Annotated in this window: 16 protein-coding genes, 3 tRNA genes and 1 rRNA gene; 19 read left to right on the top strand and 1 reads right to left on the bottom strand. The window is 53.2% G+C overall.

Annotated features, from left to right (window positions below):
* Nucleotides 1-226: 226 nt before the first annotated feature.
* The 14 genes from thrS (at nucleotide 227) to R5L00_RS05190 (ending at nucleotide 12,340) form a co-directional block, all read left to right on the top strand.
* Nucleotides 227-2,143: a threonine--tRNA ligase gene (thrS, locus tag R5L00_RS05255; RefSeq protein ID WP_317653665.1), complete on the top strand. Its 1,917-nt coding sequence runs from the start codon at nucleotides 227-229 to the stop codon at nucleotides 2,141-2,143.
* Between the two features lie 25 nt (nucleotides 2,144-2,168).
* Nucleotides 2,169-2,774, top strand: a complete 606-nt coding sequence (gene infC / locus R5L00_RS05250; RefSeq protein WP_107693736.1) for a translation initiation factor IF-3 — start codon at nucleotides 2,169-2,171, stop codon at nucleotides 2,772-2,774.
* Nucleotides 2,775-2,923: 149 nt separating this feature from the next.
* Nucleotides 2,924-3,121, top strand: coding sequence for a 50S ribosomal protein L35 (rpmI, locus tag R5L00_RS05245; protein ID WP_090880347.1), 198 nt, complete (start codon nucleotides 2,924-2,926; stop codon nucleotides 3,119-3,121).
* A gap of 12 nt (nucleotides 3,122-3,133) precedes the next feature.
* Nucleotides 3,134-3,493 carry a 50S ribosomal protein L20 gene (rplT, locus tag R5L00_RS05240; protein ID WP_317653663.1) on the top strand — a complete coding sequence of 120 codons (360 nt, stop codon included), beginning with the start codon at nucleotides 3,134-3,136 and terminating at the stop codon, nucleotides 3,491-3,493.
* Nucleotides 3,494-3,591: 98 nt separating this feature from the next.
* Nucleotides 3,592-4,614, top strand: a complete 1,023-nt coding sequence (gene pheS, locus R5L00_RS05235; RefSeq protein ID WP_317653662.1) for a phenylalanine--tRNA ligase subunit alpha — start codon at nucleotides 3,592-3,594, stop codon at nucleotides 4,612-4,614.
* Nucleotides 4,615-4,680: 66 nt separating this feature from the next.
* On the top strand, nucleotides 4,681-7,062 hold the full coding sequence (gene pheT / locus R5L00_RS05230; RefSeq protein ID WP_317653661.1) for a phenylalanine--tRNA ligase subunit beta: 2,382 nt from the start codon (nucleotides 4,681-4,683) through the stop codon (nucleotides 7,060-7,062).
* A 39-nt stretch (nucleotides 7,063-7,101) separates the two neighbouring features.
* Complete coding sequence (locus R5L00_RS05225; RefSeq protein WP_107693740.1) at nucleotides 7,102-7,407, top strand: integration host factor subunit alpha; 306 nt, start codon at nucleotides 7,102-7,104, stop codon at nucleotides 7,405-7,407.
* Nucleotides 7,388-7,762, top strand: coding sequence for a MerR family transcriptional regulator (locus R5L00_RS05220; protein WP_107693741.1), 375 nt, complete (start codon nucleotides 7,388-7,390; stop codon nucleotides 7,760-7,762). The genes R5L00_RS05225 and R5L00_RS05220 overlap by 20 nt, the downstream gene beginning before the upstream one ends.
* A gap of 163 nt (nucleotides 7,763-7,925) precedes the next feature.
* Nucleotides 7,926-8,002, top strand: a tRNA-Pro gene (locus R5L00_RS05215).
* Nucleotides 8,003-8,109: 107 nt separating this feature from the next.
* Nucleotides 8,110-8,850 (top strand): 5'/3'-nucleotidase SurE, encoded by a 741-nt coding sequence (surE, locus tag R5L00_RS05210; protein ID WP_107693742.1) that lies wholly within the window; start codon nucleotides 8,110-8,112, stop codon nucleotides 8,848-8,850.
* Nucleotides 8,851-8,908: 58 nt separating this feature from the next.
* A complete protein-coding gene (locus R5L00_RS05205) occupies nucleotides 8,909-9,571 on the top strand; it encodes a protein-L-isoaspartate(D-aspartate) O-methyltransferase (protein ID WP_107693743.1) in 663 nt (220 codons plus the stop codon).
* A gap of 199 nt (nucleotides 9,572-9,770) precedes the next feature.
* The gene (locus tag R5L00_RS05200) at nucleotides 9,771-10,646 is read left to right on the top strand and encodes a peptidoglycan DD-metalloendopeptidase family protein (RefSeq protein WP_317653658.1); all 876 of its coding nucleotides are present in this window, start codon (nucleotides 9,771-9,773) and stop codon (nucleotides 10,644-10,646) included.
* A gap of 13 nt (nucleotides 10,647-10,659) precedes the next feature.
* Entirely contained in the window at nucleotides 10,660-11,613 is a 954-nt protein-coding gene (gene rpoS, locus R5L00_RS05195) for an RNA polymerase sigma factor RpoS (RefSeq protein WP_317654118.1), read from the top strand.
* A gap of 301 nt (nucleotides 11,614-11,914) precedes the next feature.
* Nucleotides 11,915-12,340, top strand: a complete 426-nt coding sequence (locus R5L00_RS05190; protein WP_317653657.1) for a group III truncated hemoglobin — start codon at nucleotides 11,915-11,917, stop codon at nucleotides 12,338-12,340.
* Here R5L00_RS05190 and R5L00_RS05185 read toward each other — a convergent pair.
* The gene (locus R5L00_RS05185; protein WP_317653656.1) at nucleotides 12,337-13,677 is read right to left on the bottom strand and encodes a DUF2130 domain-containing protein; all 1,341 of its coding nucleotides are present in this window, start codon (nucleotides 13,675-13,677) and stop codon (nucleotides 12,337-12,339) included. The two genes, R5L00_RS05190 and R5L00_RS05185, sit on opposite strands and share 4 nt — an antisense overlap.
* Before the next feature lie 365 nt (nucleotides 13,678-14,042).
* On the opposite strand from R5L00_RS05185, the gene R5L00_RS05180 reads away from it, so the two are divergent.
* From R5L00_RS05180 to R5L00_RS05160, 5 genes are all read left to right on the top strand, one after another.
* Nucleotides 14,043-14,654, top strand: coding sequence for a superoxide dismutase (locus tag R5L00_RS05180; RefSeq protein WP_317653654.1), 612 nt, complete (start codon nucleotides 14,043-14,045; stop codon nucleotides 14,652-14,654).
* Nucleotides 14,655-14,672: 18 nt separating this feature from the next.
* Nucleotides 14,673-15,893, top strand: a complete 1,221-nt coding sequence (gene tyrS, locus R5L00_RS05175) for a tyrosine--tRNA ligase (RefSeq protein WP_317653653.1) — start codon at nucleotides 14,673-14,675, stop codon at nucleotides 15,891-15,893.
* Nucleotides 15,894-16,483: 590 nt separating this feature from the next.
* Nucleotides 16,484-18,019, top strand: a 16S ribosomal RNA gene (locus tag R5L00_RS05170).
* A 120-nt stretch (nucleotides 18,020-18,139) separates the two neighbouring features.
* Nucleotides 18,140-18,216, top strand: a tRNA-Ile gene (locus tag R5L00_RS05165).
* Between the two features lie 6 nt (nucleotides 18,217-18,222).
* Nucleotides 18,223-18,298: transfer RNA gene (locus R5L00_RS05160), tRNA-Ala, on the top strand.
* Nucleotides 18,299-18,638 lie beyond the last annotated feature (340 nt).

Genomic DNA, 18,638 nt, shown 5'->3' with positions numbered 1-18,638 from the left:
AGCTGTGTTCGCGATCCATCGCCGCCTTCAAGAAAGGCTTCTAAAGGTTGCCGAAAGATCCCTGAAGGTGCCTTCTGGCAGATTACTTGATTGACTGTTATAGTTTGGGTCGGCGTAGAGGTCGGGACCGGGTTCCGGTGGGCTCCGGGTGGCGATAAAGACGGCGACTCTGTAAAATTAGAAAAATTGCCGAGGCTTGATTTATTTTAAGTATGAGGAAGAAGCTGTGACTGTCATTCGTTTGCCGGATGGTTCGGAGCGCAAGTATGAGCACCCAGTAACGGTGGGCGAAATTGCTGCGTCTATTGGCGCCGGATTGGCCCGTGCCGCGCTGGCGGGAAAAGTTAACGGTAAGCTGGTGGACGTCTCAAGCCCCGTCGAAACCGACAGCGACATTAGTATCATTACCGAAAAAGATGTGGAAGGGCTGGAAATAATACGACATTCCACTGCGCATCTGCTTGCACATGCGGTGAAAGAGTTGTTTCCGGAAGCGCAGGTCACGATTGGCCCTGTAATTGAAGATGGCTTTTACTACGATTTTTCGTATACGCGGCCGTTTACGCCAGAAGACTTGGCTGCAATCGAGAAACGCATGGGGGAGATCAGCTCACGCAATCTCAAAGTGGAACGCAAGGTTTGCGATCGGTCCGACGCCATCAATTTTTTTAAAAATCAGGGTGAGCACTATAAGGCCCAGATCATTGAGGCTATACCCGGTGAGGAGGATGTTTCTCTTTATTCTCAGGGCAATTTCACGGATTTATGTCGGGGACCGCATGTCCCTACCACCTCCAGGCTCAAGGTGTTTAAGTTGATGAAGCTGGCGGGCGCCTACTGGCGCGGCGACTCGCACAACGAGATGCTGCAGCGAATTTACGGCACGGCCTGGACGAGAAGAGAAGATCAGGATGCTTACCTGCGTCGACTGGAAGAAGCGGAGAAACGGGATCACCGAAGGCTCGGCAAGCAGTTGGAGCTGTTTCATATGCAGGAAGAGGCGCCGGGCATGGTGTTCTGGCATCCCAAGGGCTGGGTAATCTGGCAGCAGGTTGAACAGTATATGCGTCAGATATTCCGAAATCATGGTTATCTGGAAATTCGTACGCCATCCGTCCTGGACAAAGGCCTTTGGGAACGGTCAGGGCATTGGGAAAATTTTCGCGAAAACATGTTTATCACCCAATCGGAAGAGCGCGAATTTGCGGTTAAGCCGATGAACTGTCCAGGTCACGTGCAAATATTCAAGCATGGGTTGAAGAGCTATCGGGATCTGCCCCTGCGGCTAGCTGAGTTCGGATCGTGTCACCGCAATGAGCCATCCGGTGCTCTGCATGGAATTATGCGAGTGCGAGCGTTCACTCAGGATGACGCTCATATTTTTTGCGCCGAATCACAGGTCCAGGATGAGGCAGTAAAATTTATTGAGTTGTTACAGAAGGTCTACATCGACTTTGGTTTTAATGAGGTTCTGGTGAAGCTTTCAACACGTCCCAAGAAGCGTGTCGGCTCCGAAGAGCAATGGGACAAGGCTGAGGCTGCGCTGCAGTCAGCACTGGAGCACAAAAACCTTCCCTGGGAGATCCAGCCGGGGGAGGGCGCTTTTTACGGACCAAAAATCGAGTTTTCGCTCAAGGACAGCATTGGCCGGGTGTGGCAATGCGGCACTCTGCAATTGGATTTTTCCATGCCGGAGCGCCTTGGTGCCGAATTTGTGGCAGAAGACAACTCACGGCGAGTTCCCGTCATGCTTCATCGTGCGATTCTCGGGTCGTTGGAACGCTTCATTGGCATTATCATCGAACACTACGCCGGTGCCCTGCCCCTGTGGCTTGCACCCGACCAGGTGGCAGTGCTGAATATCTCTGAAAGCCAGGCCGATTACGCTCGCAAAGTTGCGGAAGAGCTGAGGCATAGCGGAATTCGCGCGTGCGCGGACTTGAGAAATGAGAAGATAACCTATAAAATACGAGAGCATAGTCTACAGAAACTACCTTACCAGCTTATCGTGGGTGACAAGGAAGTGGCCGCGCAGACGGTTGCTGTGCGTACGCGGGCCGGCGCGGACCTTGGTCAGATGACCTTGGAGGCATTGACCGAAAAGCTTAAAACAGAGATTTCCCTGAGAGCTGGTACAATTTGATTATTAACCGAGTTTAGGAGTTACTATAGTTCAAGAAAAAGCAGCCCGCATCAACCATGAGATTAACGCGCCTGAAGTGCGCTTGATTGGTGCAAATGGAGAACAGATAGGCATAGTCTCCTTAGCGGTCGCCAACACCTTGGCAGAAGAAGCGGAGGTGGATCTGGTTGAAATTGCGCCGACAGCTCAACCGCCGGTCTGCCGCCTGATGGACTACGGCAAGTTTCGCTATCAGGAAAGCAAGAAAAAGCATGAGGCGAAGCTAAAACAAAAACAAATCCAGATCAAGGAAGTCAAGTTCCGTCCCAATACTGACGATGGCGATTACAACATCAAGCTGCGCAACCTGATCATTTTCCTGGAGGAAGGAGATAAGGCCAAAATCACATTGCGTTTCCGCGGGCGTGAGATGGCTCATCAGGAATTCGGCGTGCGATTGCTGGAGCGCTTGCGAGGGGATCTCGAACCCTATGCCGTGGTGGAGCAGTTTCCGAGGATGGAGGGACGCCAGATGGTAATGGTGCTGTCTCCGCGTAAAAAAGAAGTGAAGTTAGCAAAGCCCAAATCAGAGAAGCCAGAGGCGGATACTGATGTGGCACCTGCTAATAACGGGAATCCGGCGCCATCGTAGGGGCAGCGGCTAAAGAATTCTTGATGGCGTAATGTACGCCATTGTTAGGCTCCACGAGTTCGAAGTTTTAAATTCAAAAAACAAGTGATTCCGGGTTTAAAGGTTCCGTTCGGGAAACACCTAGGCGTCATGTTAAACAGGAGTAATAAATGCCAAAGATGAAAACGAAAAGTGGCGCGGCTAAGCGGTTTACCGTGCGCGCAGGCGGAAGCGTTAAGCGTTCGCAAGCATTCAAGCGTCATATTCTTACCAAGAAAACGACAAAGAGCAAGCGTCAATTGCGGGGAACTGTCGGCGTTCATTGCAGCGACGTGGCGTCGGTGCGCGCCATGATGCCCTACGCCTAAGGAGCGATTACTATGCCAAGAGTAAAACGTGGTGTAACCGCTCATGCGCGCCACAAGAAGGTATTGGATCTGGCGAAGGGCTATCGCGGACGCCGCAAAAACGTTTACCGCGTAGCCAAGGAAGCGGTGATGAAAGCGGGGCAATATGCCTACCGGGATCGTCGTCAAAAGAAACGCCAGTTTCGTGCTTTGTGGATCGCTCGAATCAATGCCGCCGCACGGGAATGTGGGTTGCCCTATAGCGTATTTATGAACGGCTTGAGAAAAGCGGCGATTGAGGTAGACCGCAAGGTTCTGGCCGATATCGCGATATTTGACAAGCCAGCCTTTGTAAAACTGGTTGAGCAGGCAAAAGCCAGTCTGGCTGTCTAGAACATAATTGCGAGAAAGCTGCGAGGAGGCTGAAGGCAGAGACGCCTGGCCTCCTTTTTTCTTGTGCAGCCCTTCGAGCTCTCCGACCCAAGGTTTTTATGATTGATCTGGACGACCTTCTGCAAGAAGCCGTCACGCTGTTCTATAGCATAGACGACCCTGTTGAACTGGAGCAGGCAAAGGCGCGCTATCTCGGCCGGCAAGGCAGACTAACCGAATTGCTTAAGGGCCTGGGGAAGCTGCCACCCGCTGAGCGGCCTGAGATAGGTAACCGTATCAACCAGATAAAAGAACAGCTGGAAGCGGCGCTTCACCAGCGCCGTGATGCGATACGGGACAAGAAGCTTGCGGAGCAGTTGGTAGGTGAAGCGCTGGATGTGACTCTGCCGGGCCGTGGCCTGGGGATGGGCGGACTGCATCCGGTCACGCGGACGTTGGAGCGCATCCAATCGCTGTTTCACTCATTTGGGTTTACCATGGCCGCCGGCCCTGAGATTGAATCAGATTTCTATAATTTTACTGCCCTCAATATTCCAGAGAATCACCCCGCGAGGGCAATGCATGACACATTCTACATCGATGTAGGTTGTGGAAATTTGCTGCGCACGCATACCTCGCCGGTTCAAATCCGTTATATGCAAAGCAAACAGCCCCCCCTGAAAGTCATCGCGCCCGGGAGGGTCTATCGACGCGACTCTGATTTGACACATACTCCCATGTTTCATCAGGTGGAAGGACTTTGGGTTGACGAAGATGTGAATTTCTCCGTGCTGAAGGGTGTTCTTGCCGATTTCATGAAACACTTTTTTGAGCGCGAAGATTTGCGAGTGCGCTTCCGCGCGTCTTTCTTTCCTTTTACCGAACCCTCCGCTGAAATGGACATCGGCTGCGTAATGTGCAGCAATGGCTGCCGTGTGTGCGGACATACAGGTTGGCTTGAAGTGCTGGGTTGTGGCATGGTGCACCCAAATGTTTTCAAGCACGTCAATATCGACAGCGAAAAATATATCGGTTTCGCATTCGGTCTGGGGGTGGAGCGACTGGCAATGCTCCGGTACGGCGTAAACGATCTACGATTATTTTTCGAGAATGATTTAAGGTTCCTCAAACAGTTCAACTAAGTTCGCTGCTGGTCGTCCGCCTGGGAGTGACGACATCCCGCTTTTCTCTGCATACCATACTGACTGATGAAATTTTCCGAAAATTGGCTACGTGGTTTCGTTGACCCGCCGCTCTCCACCCGTGGTCTCGCTCATGTGCTGACCATGGCGGGCATCGAAGTGGAAACCATCGACCCGGTTGCCCCCCCCTTCGATAAGGTCGTCGTTGCGGAAGTGCTTTCTGTACGCAAACATCCCGACGCGGATCTTCTTCATGTTTGCGAAGTGAACGCAGGTCCTGCCGTGGCGGGACAAACGCTGCAAATCGTCTGTGGAGCGGCAAATGTCCGAGTTGGAATAAAAGTGCCGTGCGCGTTGGCGGGGGCGCAGCTACCGGGCATGGCGATCAGGCAGACCCGCATACGAGGGGTCGAATCAGCCGGAATGCTCTGTTCAGCACGGGAGCTTGGCTTGGAAGAAATGGCGCCCGGCCTTATGGTGCTTCCTCCTGACGCGCCGATCGGGCTGGATTTTCGCGATTACTACGAGCTTGAGGATAGCATTCTTACGCTCAAGCTGACGCCCAACCGCGGCGATTGCCTGGGCTTGCTCGGCATCGCCCGTGAAGTGGCGGCGGTTACCTCAGCAAGACTCAAGCCTCTGGAGATCGCGCCGGTCGCGAATCAGACCGACGAGGCCCTGGCAATACACGTGGATGTGCCAGATGCCTGTCCCCTTTATTGCGGAAGAGTAGTGCGTGGTGTCAGCCTGGATGTGCCCACGCCGGGGTGGCTGATCCGTCGCCTGGAACGCAGCGGATTACGTGCAGTCAACGCGGTGGTGGACATTACCAACTACCTGATGCTCGAAACCGGCCAGCCGCTGCATGCGTTTGATCTTGACAGGATTGCGGGCGCGCTGTCCGGTTCCATTCATGTTCGTTATGCCACGTCGGGGGAGGTGCTCAAGCTGCTCAATGGCGAAAATCTTGTGCTGCAGCCAGACATGCTGGTGATCGCGGATCAAGTCAAGCCGTTGGCGCTGGCGGGCATTATGGGTGGAGATGAAAGCGGAGTTGGAGCAGGGACGAAAGATTTATTTCTCGAGAGCGCTTTTTTCAGTCCCGGTGTAATAGCTGGCAAGTCCTTCTCCCTTGGTTTCAGCTCGGATTCGGCGTACCGTTTTGAGCGTGGGGTTGATTTCTCAAAGACCCGAGACGTGCTGGAGCGCGCCACCCGCCTGATACTGGATATTTGCGGCGGCAAAAGCGGGGCGATCACGGAATTAAAAGGTAGGTTGCCGCTGCGCGATCCTATTTCCCTTCGATTGACTCGAGCGCAAAGAGTCTTGGGAATAGATCTCGAAGAAAGAACGATTGCGGGGCTATTGCAGCGTCTGCAATTTAGTTTCGTAGGCGCAGAAGGTGTTTTTAACGTAACGCCTCCTCCTTATCGCTTCGATCTTGGCATAGAGGCGGATCTGATCGAGGAATTGGCGCGGATATACGGTTACGATAGCATCCCGGCCGCCGCGCCCCGCGCCCTGTTAAGCATGCTGCCTGAACCCGAAACCCGAAAAACGCTGCCACAGGTGCGTCAACTCCTCATCGCCAGGGATTATCAGGAGGTTATTAATTATGCATTCGTGGACCCTGCATGGGAGCATGAGCTGGCCGCCAACAAAGAGCCGGTGGCGTTGAAGAACCCATTGTCGAGCCAGATGGCGGTAATGCGCAGCACCCTCTGCGGCAGTCTCATATCGAACCTGGAATTCAATCTGAACCGCAAGCAAGCGAGGGTGCGCCTATTCGAAATCGGGTGCTGTTTCGAGGCCCAGGGAGACACCATCGTACAACAGGAAAAGCTCGGCGGGCTCTGCTACGGCGACGCGTTGGCAGAACAGTGGGGGGCGCCCGCGCGAGAAGTTGACTTCTACGATGTGAAAGCTGATATTGAGGCGCTATTTTGGCCGAGGGGGCTCCAAGTCGCTGCCGCGTCTCACCCGGCATTGCATCCGGGGAAGTCCGCTGAGATCCGCGTAGATGGTAAAATCGCGGGCCATCTGGGGGAACTCCACCCTCGTTGGTGCCAGAAACTTGGCTTGTCCAAACCTGTGATGCTGTTTGAGCTGGAGATGGCTATATTGATGGAACGAGCCTTGCCGCAGGCTTCAGAGATTTCCAAGTACCCACCCATTCGCCGCGATATTGCCGTGGTGGTGCCGGAGAACGTCGGGGTCCAGACGATTCTGGATCGGGTCCGTGCCGACAAATTGCCTTTGATTTCTGAAATTCATCTATTTGATGTCTATCGTGGCAAGGGCATGGAAGCCGGCAAAAAAAGTCTTGCATTCCGCATGTTATTGCAAGATACTGAAAAAACATTAACTGATGCGGAAGCAGATCGGACCGTTTCAAGGATGTTAAGCGTTCTCGAAGGCGAGTTTGGCGCAGTGTTACGCAACCATTGAAAATGCAGGTCTGAAAGCAATGAACAGGGTGGAGAGACAATGACCTTAACAAAGGCCGAATTGGCGGATTTGCTGTTTGAAAAAGTAGGATTCAACAAGCGTGAAGCCAAGGACATGGTGGAGTCCTTCTACGAGGAGGTTCGCATCGCGCTTCAGAATGGTGATGGCGTTAAGCTTTCAGGTTTCGGCAATTTTCACCTGCGCGACAAACCCCAGCGTCCTGGACGCAATCCCAAAACTGGCGAGGAAATTCCCATTACCGCACGACGGGTCGTGACATTTCATGCGAGCCAAAAACTGAAGGCAATGGTTGAGAAAAGCCAGCATGGAAAACACAAGGCCTAGCAACACGCCAATTCCCGCGAAACGCTATTTCACCATTGGCGAAGTGAGCGAATTATGCGGGGTTAAACCGCACGTGTTACGTTATTGGGAGCAGGAATTCACGCAATTGAGGCCTATCAAGCGCCGAGGCAACCGGCGCTATTATCAGCACCACGAAGTGCTGCTGATTCGCCGTATCCGCGAGTTGCTCCACGAACAAGGTTTCACCATCCAAGGCGCTCGCGGCCGGTTGGGCCAGGGGAAGACAGACATCGTTACCTCGGCTTCGGCCTCGGCTGTGCCATTCTCCTCGAGCGTCGATCTGGCTTTATTGCGGAGCGAAATTAAAAGCATAGTCTCGTTGCTTCGCTCCTGAAGATCACGTGAAGTTAATTCAGATTCACGGCGGTGCAAGACCTCCTGCCCGTTCGGCCATAAGGTAGCGGGGAGATTCCACTTGGTGGCGTCATGGACGGTCGCGCTTAAGAAGCATTAATAGCATTCCTATGCTTCTGGCTTGTTTGCTATAATTCGAACCTCGGGGCGTAGCGCAGCCTGGTAGCGTACTTGCATGGGGTGCAAGTGGTCGGAGGTTCAAATCCTCTCGCCCCGACCAATAAGGCCGCACGGATGCGTTCTTTTCCGCCTCGCGGCCCTATAATGTCTATGTCTCATTATCATATTCCCCCAATAAGCTAAAAAATCACCTGGGGCACTATCCGGATGCGCATACTGCTCAGCAATGATGACGGGTATTTTGCGCCAGGCCTGGCCTGTCTCGCGGGAGCGCTTTCCGTTATCGCCGATATCGTCGTGGTGGCGCCGGAACGTGACAGGAGTGGGGCAAGCAACTCGCTTACGCTCGATCGGCCGCTCAGTCTGCGCAAATCCCACAACGGGTTCTTCTACGTCAACGGCACCCCCACCGATTGCGTGCACCTGGCCGTTACCGGTATGCTCGACACGCTGCCGGATATGGTCGTGTCCGGCATCAATGATGGTGCGAATATGGGCGACGACACCATTTATTCCGGCACGGTGGCAGCTGCCACGGAAGGTTTTCTCCTGGGAATTCCAGCGCTTGCGGTGTCGCTTGCCGGTTTTTCCGCCGGAAATTATCCCGCGGCCGCGCGCATCGCCACCGAAATAGTACAACGCTTTCAATACAACGCATTACATGGCCCGGTACTGCTAAATATAAACGTGCCTGATGTTCCTTATGAGGAGTTGCAGGGTATCGAGGTGACCCGGCTTGGCCGTCGGCACAAGGCGGAGCCGGTAATTAAGTCGCAGACGCCGCGGGGTGACACGGTCTACTGGGTGGGCGCAGCAGGGCCCGCGCAAGATGCAGGTGAAGGCACAGACTTCCTGGCTATTAAGCGCAACCGCGTCTCAGTGACGCCGCTGCAAATCGACTTGACCCGCTACGGGCAATTGGATGCGGTAAAAGAGTGGTTGAAATAGCACCACAGCGTTTTTTGGTTTCGTGCGTAGGTGCACGGCTATTCAAGGTGCTGCGCGGTTGAACACCTTCCATTCCGGAATCGGCATGACGTCTCAGCGCACCCGCGCCCGTATGATCGAGCGTCTGCGCAACCAGGGTATCGTCGACGAAGTAGTTCTTGCCGCAATGAGTGCGATTCCTCGTCACATCTTTGTCGAGGAAGTGCTTGCGACACGCGCCTACGATGATGTCGCTCTGCCGATTAATTTCGGCCAGACTATATCAAGCCCCTTCACCGTGGCGCGCATGAGCGAATTGCTGCGCGCAGGGTCCAATCCGGGGAAGGTGCTTGAGCTCGGCTCCGGTTGTGGTTACCAGACAGCCATACTGGCGCAATTTGCCGCCGAGGTCTATTCCATCGAGCGAATCGGACCATTACTCACACGCGCCCGTGCCCGGTTACGCGAGCTTAGACTTGGCAATGTACGCCTCAAGCATGCCGACGGGTTGCTTGGATTACCCGAATCGGCCCCGTTTGATGCAATCATCCTCACCGCCGCAACGCCGCATATCCCCGCGTTATTGCTGGACCAATTGTCGATTGGTGGAAGGATGATTTTGCCGAAAGGAAGCCAGGAACAATATCTGTGCGTTATCGAACGCAACTCGAATGGGTACACTGAGATAATACTGGACGAAGTCAGATTCGTCCCGATGCTGCCAGGCATTTTGAAGCGCTAGCAGTGCGGGATAAAGGCGAGAGATGACGAATAACAGAATTAGTGTGGCACATCTAAACGCTGGAACGGCGCCTTTGAGCACCGATCCCGCCCGGGATGTTGTGCCGCGTGCCGGATATAGTTTTAGCGGATGTTGTTCACTCCTTGTGTTATGCCTGCTGGGAGCTGGCTGCGAATCCACTCCGCATCCGGCGCCTGTCATGGATGCGATCGTGGGCGCACAACCGGCGGGGGACCAGTCTGGGCCGAGCGTTGAAGCGGGCGCTCAGCGACCAACTGCGTACATTGTGCAGAAAGGCGATACGCTCTACAGCATCGCCCTCAACCATGGCATCAACCGCAAGGAATTGGCAGAGTGGAACAACATTCCAGAATCCGGTGCGATCCATATTGGCCAGCAACTTTCCATGTCTGCGCCCGACGCGCAAGCCGGGCCATCGCTGTTCTCGCTGTCTGATTCTCTTCCGCCCTCTGCTCCCACGGCAACGCGGGACTCCGGCCTCCCATCCGAAGCAAAGCCGCTGGCCAATACCAATAAACTGAAAACCGAACCCAGGGCATTCAAACTACCGTACTCAGAGCAGGCCATAGCGCAGTTGAAAGGCTTGACCGACATGCCGCGTACTGTGCTGGCAAAAGTCGATCCAATGATTGAGAAACAAACGGGCACCGTAATACCCCCGACTGAGGTTATTGCCGATCCAGACCGAATTGAATGGATCTGGCCGACGAAGGGCAAGTTGCTGGAAGGATTTTCAGAAGCGACCAAGGGCATCGATATCGCCGGTAAAGCGGGCGAACCGGTGACTGCCTCCGCTGGCGGGAAGGTGGTGTATAGCGGGGCAGGATTACGTGGCTACGGAAAGCTGATCATCATTAAGCATAACAATACGTATCTCAGCGCCTATGCCCACAACAACAAGTTATTGGTGAAGGAGGGTCAAACTGTGGTGAAAGGACAGAAAATTGGTGAGATGGGAAGCACCGATACCGATCTGGTCAAGCTTCATTTCGAAATCCGCAAGAATGGAAAACCGGTGGACCCGCTGAAGCATCTGCCTGGCATATCCGGATGAGCCAAGGATGATGATGAATTCCCTCTCTACCGACGAAGAAGAGTCTTTCGACAAGACGGAACCATTGGATGCTGATGAAGCGCTCGACGTTTCAGAAGCTCCTTCCAGCGCTGCAACCGAGCACGCTGGCGATTTCCTACTAACCGACGTGACTCAACTCTATTTCAACGAGATTGGCAATAATGCCCTTTTGACACCGAAGGAAGAGGCAGAGTTAACCCGGCGGGTAAAGCAGGATGATTTTAATGCCCGGCAGAAGATGATTGAATGCAATCTGCGGCTGGTGGTAAATATCGCCAAGCACTATACCAATCACGGCGTCGCCCTGTTGGACCTGATCGAGGAAGGGAATATGGGGATGATGCACGCATTGGAAAAGTTCGACCCCGAGCGTGGTTTCCGATTTTCGACCTACGCGACATGGTGGATACGCCAGAATATTGAACGCTGCATCATGAACCAGTCGCGAACCATCCGCCTGCCGGTGCATGTCATTAAGGACCTGAATATTGTTCTACAGGCGGCACGCCACCTCGAAGCCCATACCGGAAAGGACCCCAAGCCGGAGGATGTTGCTCATCTGCTGGGGCGGCCGGTTAAGGACGTGCGGAGGATGTTCTCTTTAAACATGAGCATGATGTCCCTCGACGCGCCGCTTGATGTTGATCCGTTACTTTCCATTGGCGATGCCATTGCCGATGACCGCAGTCCCGGCCCGGACCTCATGATGGAACAGTCCGAGATTAAAGATCGCGTGCACGAGTGGTTGAACCGGTTGAATGAGAAACAACGCTATATCATCGAAAAGCGCTACGGCCTCAATGGATACGAAATTCAAACGTTGGAACAGTTGGCCGCAAGCCTTGATCTAACTCGTGAGCGCGTGCGCCAGATTCAGCTGGAAGCTTTGCAGACGCTGCGGGCGATATTAAGATGTGAAGGAGTGTCCAGGGACGGGGTGTTTTAAGCAATAGTTGCGACAGCCACTTTCCGCGCGGTATTTCAACGTCCAGCTTGCTATCCGATCAAATCGCCGCACACCCGGGCTCATCAGCTGGGCTAATTCAGCGGTATTGACGATGCGCGATTCGCCGTTGACTTGATATCCCGCTTGCCGCGCTACCTCTTTACATAACCAATCTTATCACATAAAATACTGTGCAAAGTTCGGATGATGTGCAGTATGAATATCCGAATCTTCCCAGTTCATCAACCTTAAGTCCAAGCCGCAATGTTGCGGTCAAACATATTATTTGACTTCCATCGCTATGTCACAACTCGAGTTTACCGCCCCCGACCCCGATTTATGCACGGAAGAGGAGATTTCCCGTCTTGTTCACGCTTTTTATGGCAGGGCCAGGCGCGATCCCTTACTAGGCCTGATCTTTGAGGCGCACGTCACCGATTGGGACGCGCATTTCGTGCAGATGATCGATTTTTGGTCAATGAAACTGCGTGGAACGAACCGCTTCCGCGGTATGCCCATGCCAAAGCACGTTGCCCTGCCGGCGCTTACGGCTGAATTGTTTGAAACATGGCTGCGCCTTTTTAGGCAGACTACCAGCGAGATGGGTAACCCAGTGTTGCAATTTAACGCGGATATGCTCGCATTTCATATCGGAACACGGTTGTGGCAAAGATATCAGTTGGAGCGCTATCCTGATAGGCAAATGGTCGAACTCTGCGAAACCTAGTTTTTTTCGTTTGTGTGTGAGAAGGGAAGCGTTCCCAAGACAGGGTTCCCACCATTTTCTTCGTCTTCGGTCAGGTCCAGGCTTTTTAATTCGAGCCCTTCTATCTCCTGCAAGGATCTACCCGCGATTCCTTGCAGGTCGCCGTACATCCCGACTGTCGCGCTCATGACGCGCATGATCTGTTCTTCCCGTTTGGCCCATTGTTTCATTATCACCTTGCGTTCTTTATCAAGATCGTCCTGCATGGTGGTAAACGCTTCGACGATTGCCTCTACCCGCTGACGAAAACGCGGACCAGTAAGGTACTGGTAGATCATCTCTGTTTTCGTTTGCAGGCCTTCGGACGATTGCCGGGCGAGCGCGAGCTCCAGCAATGAATGGCGGAGTATGAGTGCGACCGGCAGGGCAGCGCTGGGATGAGTTACCCACACCCCGTCAAGCATTTCGAAGGTCGCCACCCCCTTTGGTAAAGTCTGAGACACGATGACGGCGATTTCCGCTTTCGCGGCACGTTGATCCTCCCGCAACTTGACTAGCCACATATCGCTCCAGTTTCTGGTGCGCTTTGTCTCCCATAAAATCGTGCCGCCCGTTTTTCCTCCACCGCCGACAACCCGGTGCAGCACATCTCCACCGAATTCGCCTTTAGGCACTGGCTGAATCTCATCAAGCGGGAACCTGGAGCGGAGTAAATGCTCAAGCGCCAGTTCCTGAACCTCCCCCTGCAACTGTTGCGAACCCTGCTCGGCCCTGCGCATCAGTTCTTCGATTTTTTGCTGCATGGATGCGATGGTTTGGTCCTTTTCCATCACCTTGAGCTTGAGCCCATCTTCTGCCTCCTGTTTAGCCCGGGCACGTACCTCAGTTAGCGCATTATGGACGCGCCGCTCAACCGTGAGTTCCAATTCACGCCTGGCATCATCGAGTTCTCGCTGTTTTCTGGTGAGATCTGCTTGAATTTTTTGAGCTACGGCTAGTTTTTCGTCGCGGCTTTTAAGAACCTCGTGAAGGTCGGAAATTTCGCGCATTTTATTGTCCAGTTCGCTGGCATTGAGAAGCTTAGCTTTTCGGGATTCCTCGGCAATAATACGGCTCCGTTCAGTTGTCAGCTGTGCCGCGACCTGGTTGGTTATCCGATCTTCCAATGTGCGCCTGGTCTCCGCAATTTCTCTTTCCTTTTCCCGGATTCCCTGTTCCCGTCGGCCGACCTCCTCGTCTTTCTGCAAAAGCTGCTGTTCGAACTGTTTGCGGGTAGCGGCTATCAACGGCGCCGCCAAGGATTCGGTAAGCCGGATCGTGGCTTTACAGTGGGGACACGTAATAATGGGTTCCGTCATGGTCTGATCCTGCGATGAGTGTTCCAGATTATGGATGGAGTTGGATCATGGAGCACAGTTCAAACCAAGACCGACCGTTGGTAACGCAAGCGTGCCTGGAATGCCGCTGTCGGTGCCATATATCGAAGCCGGTGTTTTCGGATATACTTGTTCCATGATCCCTGATTGGGTTTTAAATCAAATCAGCATTTATTGTATTAGCAGTCACTAGCTCATGTCGTTTCCGACTCCGGGAGCTGAAACAGGGCGAGTGCCAGCAAAGCATGGTTATACCCCTCATCCCTATCCGATCGTTCTATTTCTTCCTGCACATGAATGAATAATTGAACGGGTCAGATTTATTGTCACCACAAAGGAGCGAAACGATGAGCAATCAAAAGCCTGGAAGTCATATTCTGCCACCTCTGCCTTATGGAGATAACGCGCTGGATCCTGTTATTTCGGCAAATACGTTGGGATTTCATTATGGCAAGCATCACAAAACATATGTCGACAACCTCAACAAGCTAGTAGCCGGTACCGATCTCGCGGATTTGTCTCTCGAGGAGGTGATCGCCGCGACGGCCGGTAAGGCGGACAAGGTTGGGGTTTTCAACAATGCGGCGCAGGTCTGGAATCACACATTCTATTGGAGCAGTCTCTCCCCCAGTGGCGGAGGCGAGCCTCCCGCGGCGCTGAAGCAAAAGATCGAGGCGTCCTTTGGCAGCGTTGACGCGTGCAAAAAAGAGCTGGCCACCGCCGCGACAACTCAGTTCGGTAGCGGCTGGGCATGGCTGGTGAAAGATGGGGACAAGCTCCAGGTAATTAAGACCAGCAACGCGGATCTCCCGTTAACGAAAGGGCTGAAGCCGCTGTTGACCATTGACGTCTGGGAACACGCCTACTACCTCGATTATCAGAACCGCCGCCCCGATTATGTGAACGCCGTGCTGGACAAACTGATTAACTGGGGTTTTGCGGCAGACAATGATCGGTAGCATGCGCGACTCGCCTCAGTGAAGCCCATTACAGAACAGCTGGAGATCATAAGGCGCGGTTGCAGCGAGCTTTTGCTGGAAGACGAGCTGGAGCGACAGCTGGCTTTAAGCCGCCCCCTCAGAATCAAGGCAGGATTTGATCCTACCGCGCCCGACTTGCACCTCGGTCACACGGTTCTGCTGAATAAGATGCGCCACTTTCAGGATTTGGGGCACCATGCCCTGTTCCTGATTGGTGATTTTACCGGCATGATCGGTGATCCGAGTGGTAAAAATGCGACTCGCCCAGCCCTTTCACGCGAGCAGGTGATCGAGAATGCGAAATCGTACCAGAACCAGGTCTTTCGCATCCTCAAGCCTGAGCAGACCGAGGTGGTATTCAATTCCACCTGGATGGACAAACTCGGGGCTGCCGACCTGATCAAGCTGGCGGCCACGCATACGGTTGCACGCATGCTGGAGCGGGACGATTTTGGCAAGCGTTATCGAGGCAACAAGCCCATCGCTATTCATGAATTCCTTTACCCGTTGATCCAGGGCTACGACTCCGTGGCCCTGAAAGCCGATATCGAGCTTGGGGGTACCGATCAGAAATTCAATTTGCTCATGGGAAGGGAGTTGCAGAAGCATTTCAACCAACCGCCGCAATGTGTGATCACCATGCCTTTGCTTGAGGGGCTCGACGGCATCAATAAAATGTCGAAGTCCGCCGGTAACTATATCGGAATTACCGAAAGTCCCGCTGAGATGTTCGGCAAGCTAATGTCGACATCGGACGAACTGATGTGGCGTTATATCGAATTGCTTTCATTTGAGCCCATCAGGATTGTCCAACAATGGCAAGGGGAAGTGAAGCAGGGCCGAAACCCTCGTGATATTAAGGCGATATTCGCGCAAGAGATTGTGGCGCGGTTTCACAGCGAACGCGATGCTGAAGCCGCGCTGGCGGATTTCGAGGCGCGATTCAAGCGTGGTGCGTTACCCGATCACATGCTCGAAAAACTGTTATACGCCGAAAAGGGCGGATTACCGATTGCCCAGTTGCTCAAGCAGGCCGGGCTTACAGCTAGCACGACAGAAGCGCTACGCTTGATCGAACAAGGCGGCGTAAAATTGAATGGGGAAAAGGTCTGCGATAAAACTATCAAGTTAAGTAGTGGTCAAACCGTCATCGTACAGGTGGGCAAGCGAAAATTCGCGAAGGTGACCGTCTCCGAACGTCTCCTGAGCGAGATATGATCAGGTTGAAGCCAATTTTTCCGGAACGTGTACGATAAGTGGCGCGAAAGAACTGTGCGTTACCCAAAGGTACTGTAGAATGCAACTTATGGAAAGACGTTGGCTGGCGATTAAAGTGTTAAGTTAAATCCCAGTCAAGGCAGGAATCGAAGTTGGCGGCCGCGACGAAACTTTTAAGTCGTGTTACGGTCAAAATAGAAACATAGAATGGAAGTTGGCGATCGCCGACGAAGCCGATTAAGTTTCGTTGGGGTCGAAGCAGTAGGTAGAGTGAAGTTCCCGAAGGCGACGGTCACCTGACAGGAAGAAAGAATTACAAAAACTCTTGACCGCCCTTCTAGTATCTGTATAATTCCGCCTTTCCCGTTGTTGGCTTAAGTTGTTTGCCAGCACTGCTCTTTAAAAATTTACAGCCGATAGGTGTGGGCACTTGACCGGGACAGCCGGGTAAATTCAACTCTTCGGAGTCGAAAATATCCGGTAATCAAAAGTCGATGTGCTCGCACAATGTAACAAGGTTCTGGTTTTTTCTCGATCACTCGAGATAAGCGCCGGAACTGAATACGTCATGCGAGAGTTTTACCAGTATTAAACTGAAGAGTTTGATCCTGGCTCAGATTGAACGCTGGCGGCATGCTTTACACATGCAAGTCGAACGGCAGCACGGGGGCAACCCTGGTGGCGAGTGGCGAACGGGTGAGTAATGCATCGGAACGTGTCCTTAAGTGGGGGATAACGCACCGAAAGGTGTGCTAATACCGCATAATCTCTCTGGAGAAAAGCAGGGGATCGCAAGACCTTGCGCTTTTGGAGCGGCCGATGTCTGATTAGCTAGTTGGTGAGGTAAAGGCTTACCAAGGCGTCGATCAGTAGCTGGTCTGAGAGGACGACCAGCCACACTGGGACTGAGACACGGCCCAGACTCCTACGGGAGGCAGCAGTGGGGAATTTTGGACAATGGGGGAAACCCTGATCCAGCCATGCCGCGTGAGTGAAGAAGGCCTTCGGGTTGTAAAGCTCTTTCAGCCGGAACGAAACGGTCACGGCTAATATCCGTGACAACTGACGGTACCGGAAGAAGAAGCACCGGCTAACTACGTGCCAGCAGCCGCGGTAATACGTAGGGTGCGAGCGTTAATCGGAATTACTGGGCGTAAAGCGTGCGCAGGCGGTTTTGTAAGTCAGATGTGAAATCCCCGGGCTTAACCTGGGAACTGCGTTTGAAACTACAAGGCTAGAGTGTGGCAGAGGGGGGTGGAATTCCACGTGTAGCAGTGAAATGCGTAGAGATGTGGAGGAACACCGATGGCGAAGGCAGCCCCCTGGGTTAACACTGACGCTCAGGCACGAAAGCGTGGGGAGCAAACAGGATTAGATACCCTGGTAGTCCACGCCCTAAACGATGTCAACTAGTTGTCGGGTCTTAACGGACTTGGTAACGCAGCTAACGCGTGAAGTTGACCGCCTGGGGAGTACGGTCGCAAGATTAAAACTCAAAGGAATTGACGGGGACCCGCACAAGCGGTGGATTATGTGGATTAATTCGATGCAACGCGAAAAACCTTACCTACCCTTGACATGTACCGAAGCCCGCTGAGAGGTGGGCGTGCCCGAAAGGGAGCGGTAACACAGGTGCTGCATGGCTGTCGTCAGCTCGTGTCGTGAGATGTTGGGTTAAGTCCCGCAACGAGCGCAACCCTTGTCATTAATTGCCATCATTCAGTTGGGCACTTTAATGAAACTGCCGGTGACAAACCGGAGGAAGGTGGGGATGACGTCAAGTCCTCATGGCCCTTATGGGTAGGGCTTCACACGTAATACAATGGCGCGTACAGAGGGTTGCCAACCCGCGAGGGGGAGCTAATCTCAGAAAGCGCGTCGTAGTCCGGATCGGAGTCTGCAACTCGACTCCGTGAAGTCGGAATCGCTAGTAATCGCGGATCAGCATGTCGCGGTGAATACGTTCCCGGGTCTTGTACACACCGCCCGTCACACCATGGGAGTGGGTTTCACCAGAAGCAGGTAGTCTAACCGCAAGGAGGGCGCCTGCCACGGTGAGATTCATGACTGGGGTGAAGTCGTAACAAGGTAGCCGTAGGGGAACCTGCGGCTGGATCACCTCCTTTCTAGAGATATTCCCGTCAAGCGCCCACAACCTATCGGTTGTTTATAAAGCAAGGCTAGGGGCTGGGGAATAGAGGCTGGCGAAGCAAAGAAGCCCGTTCATCGCGTCTAGGCTCTGTTCCGGGTCTGTAGCTCAGTTGGTTAGAGCACACGCTTGATAAGCGTGGGGTCGGTGGTTCAAGTCCACCCAGACCCACCAGCTAACGGGGGTGTAGCTCAGATGGGAGAGCACCTGCTTTGCAAGCAGGGGGTCATCGGTTCGATCCCGTTCACCTCCACCAATTTGGAACGCAGTGATGTAAGAATTTAGAAAATAGAAGTAAACGGAAAGCGTTTACTTCTGGTTTTTAACCAGCGGCTGTATTTCGGAAATAGGCGGAAAATATTGGGGGCGTCAAACTCTCAGCATGTTCCGTCTGTCACCGACGATCTTTAAAAATTTGGAAGAAGTAAAGTATTCCGTTCTCGACGGGATGCAACGATCTTTTGATCAGCTTGCGTCTTCAGAAAAATGGAATACCGGGTTAGATTGTATCGATGCATGGCATTTTTAGTCGGATGCGATGCAAGCAAACACCTGTAACATTAACGGTGCTTGGATGGGGAAACGGCAGTGTTGAT

Source organism: Nitrosospira sp. Is2, assembly GCF_033095785.1.
Taxonomy (GTDB): Bacteria; Pseudomonadota; Gammaproteobacteria; order Burkholderiales; family Nitrosomonadaceae; genus Nitrosospira.
This window is presented reverse-complemented; position numbering and strand designations above follow the sequence as displayed.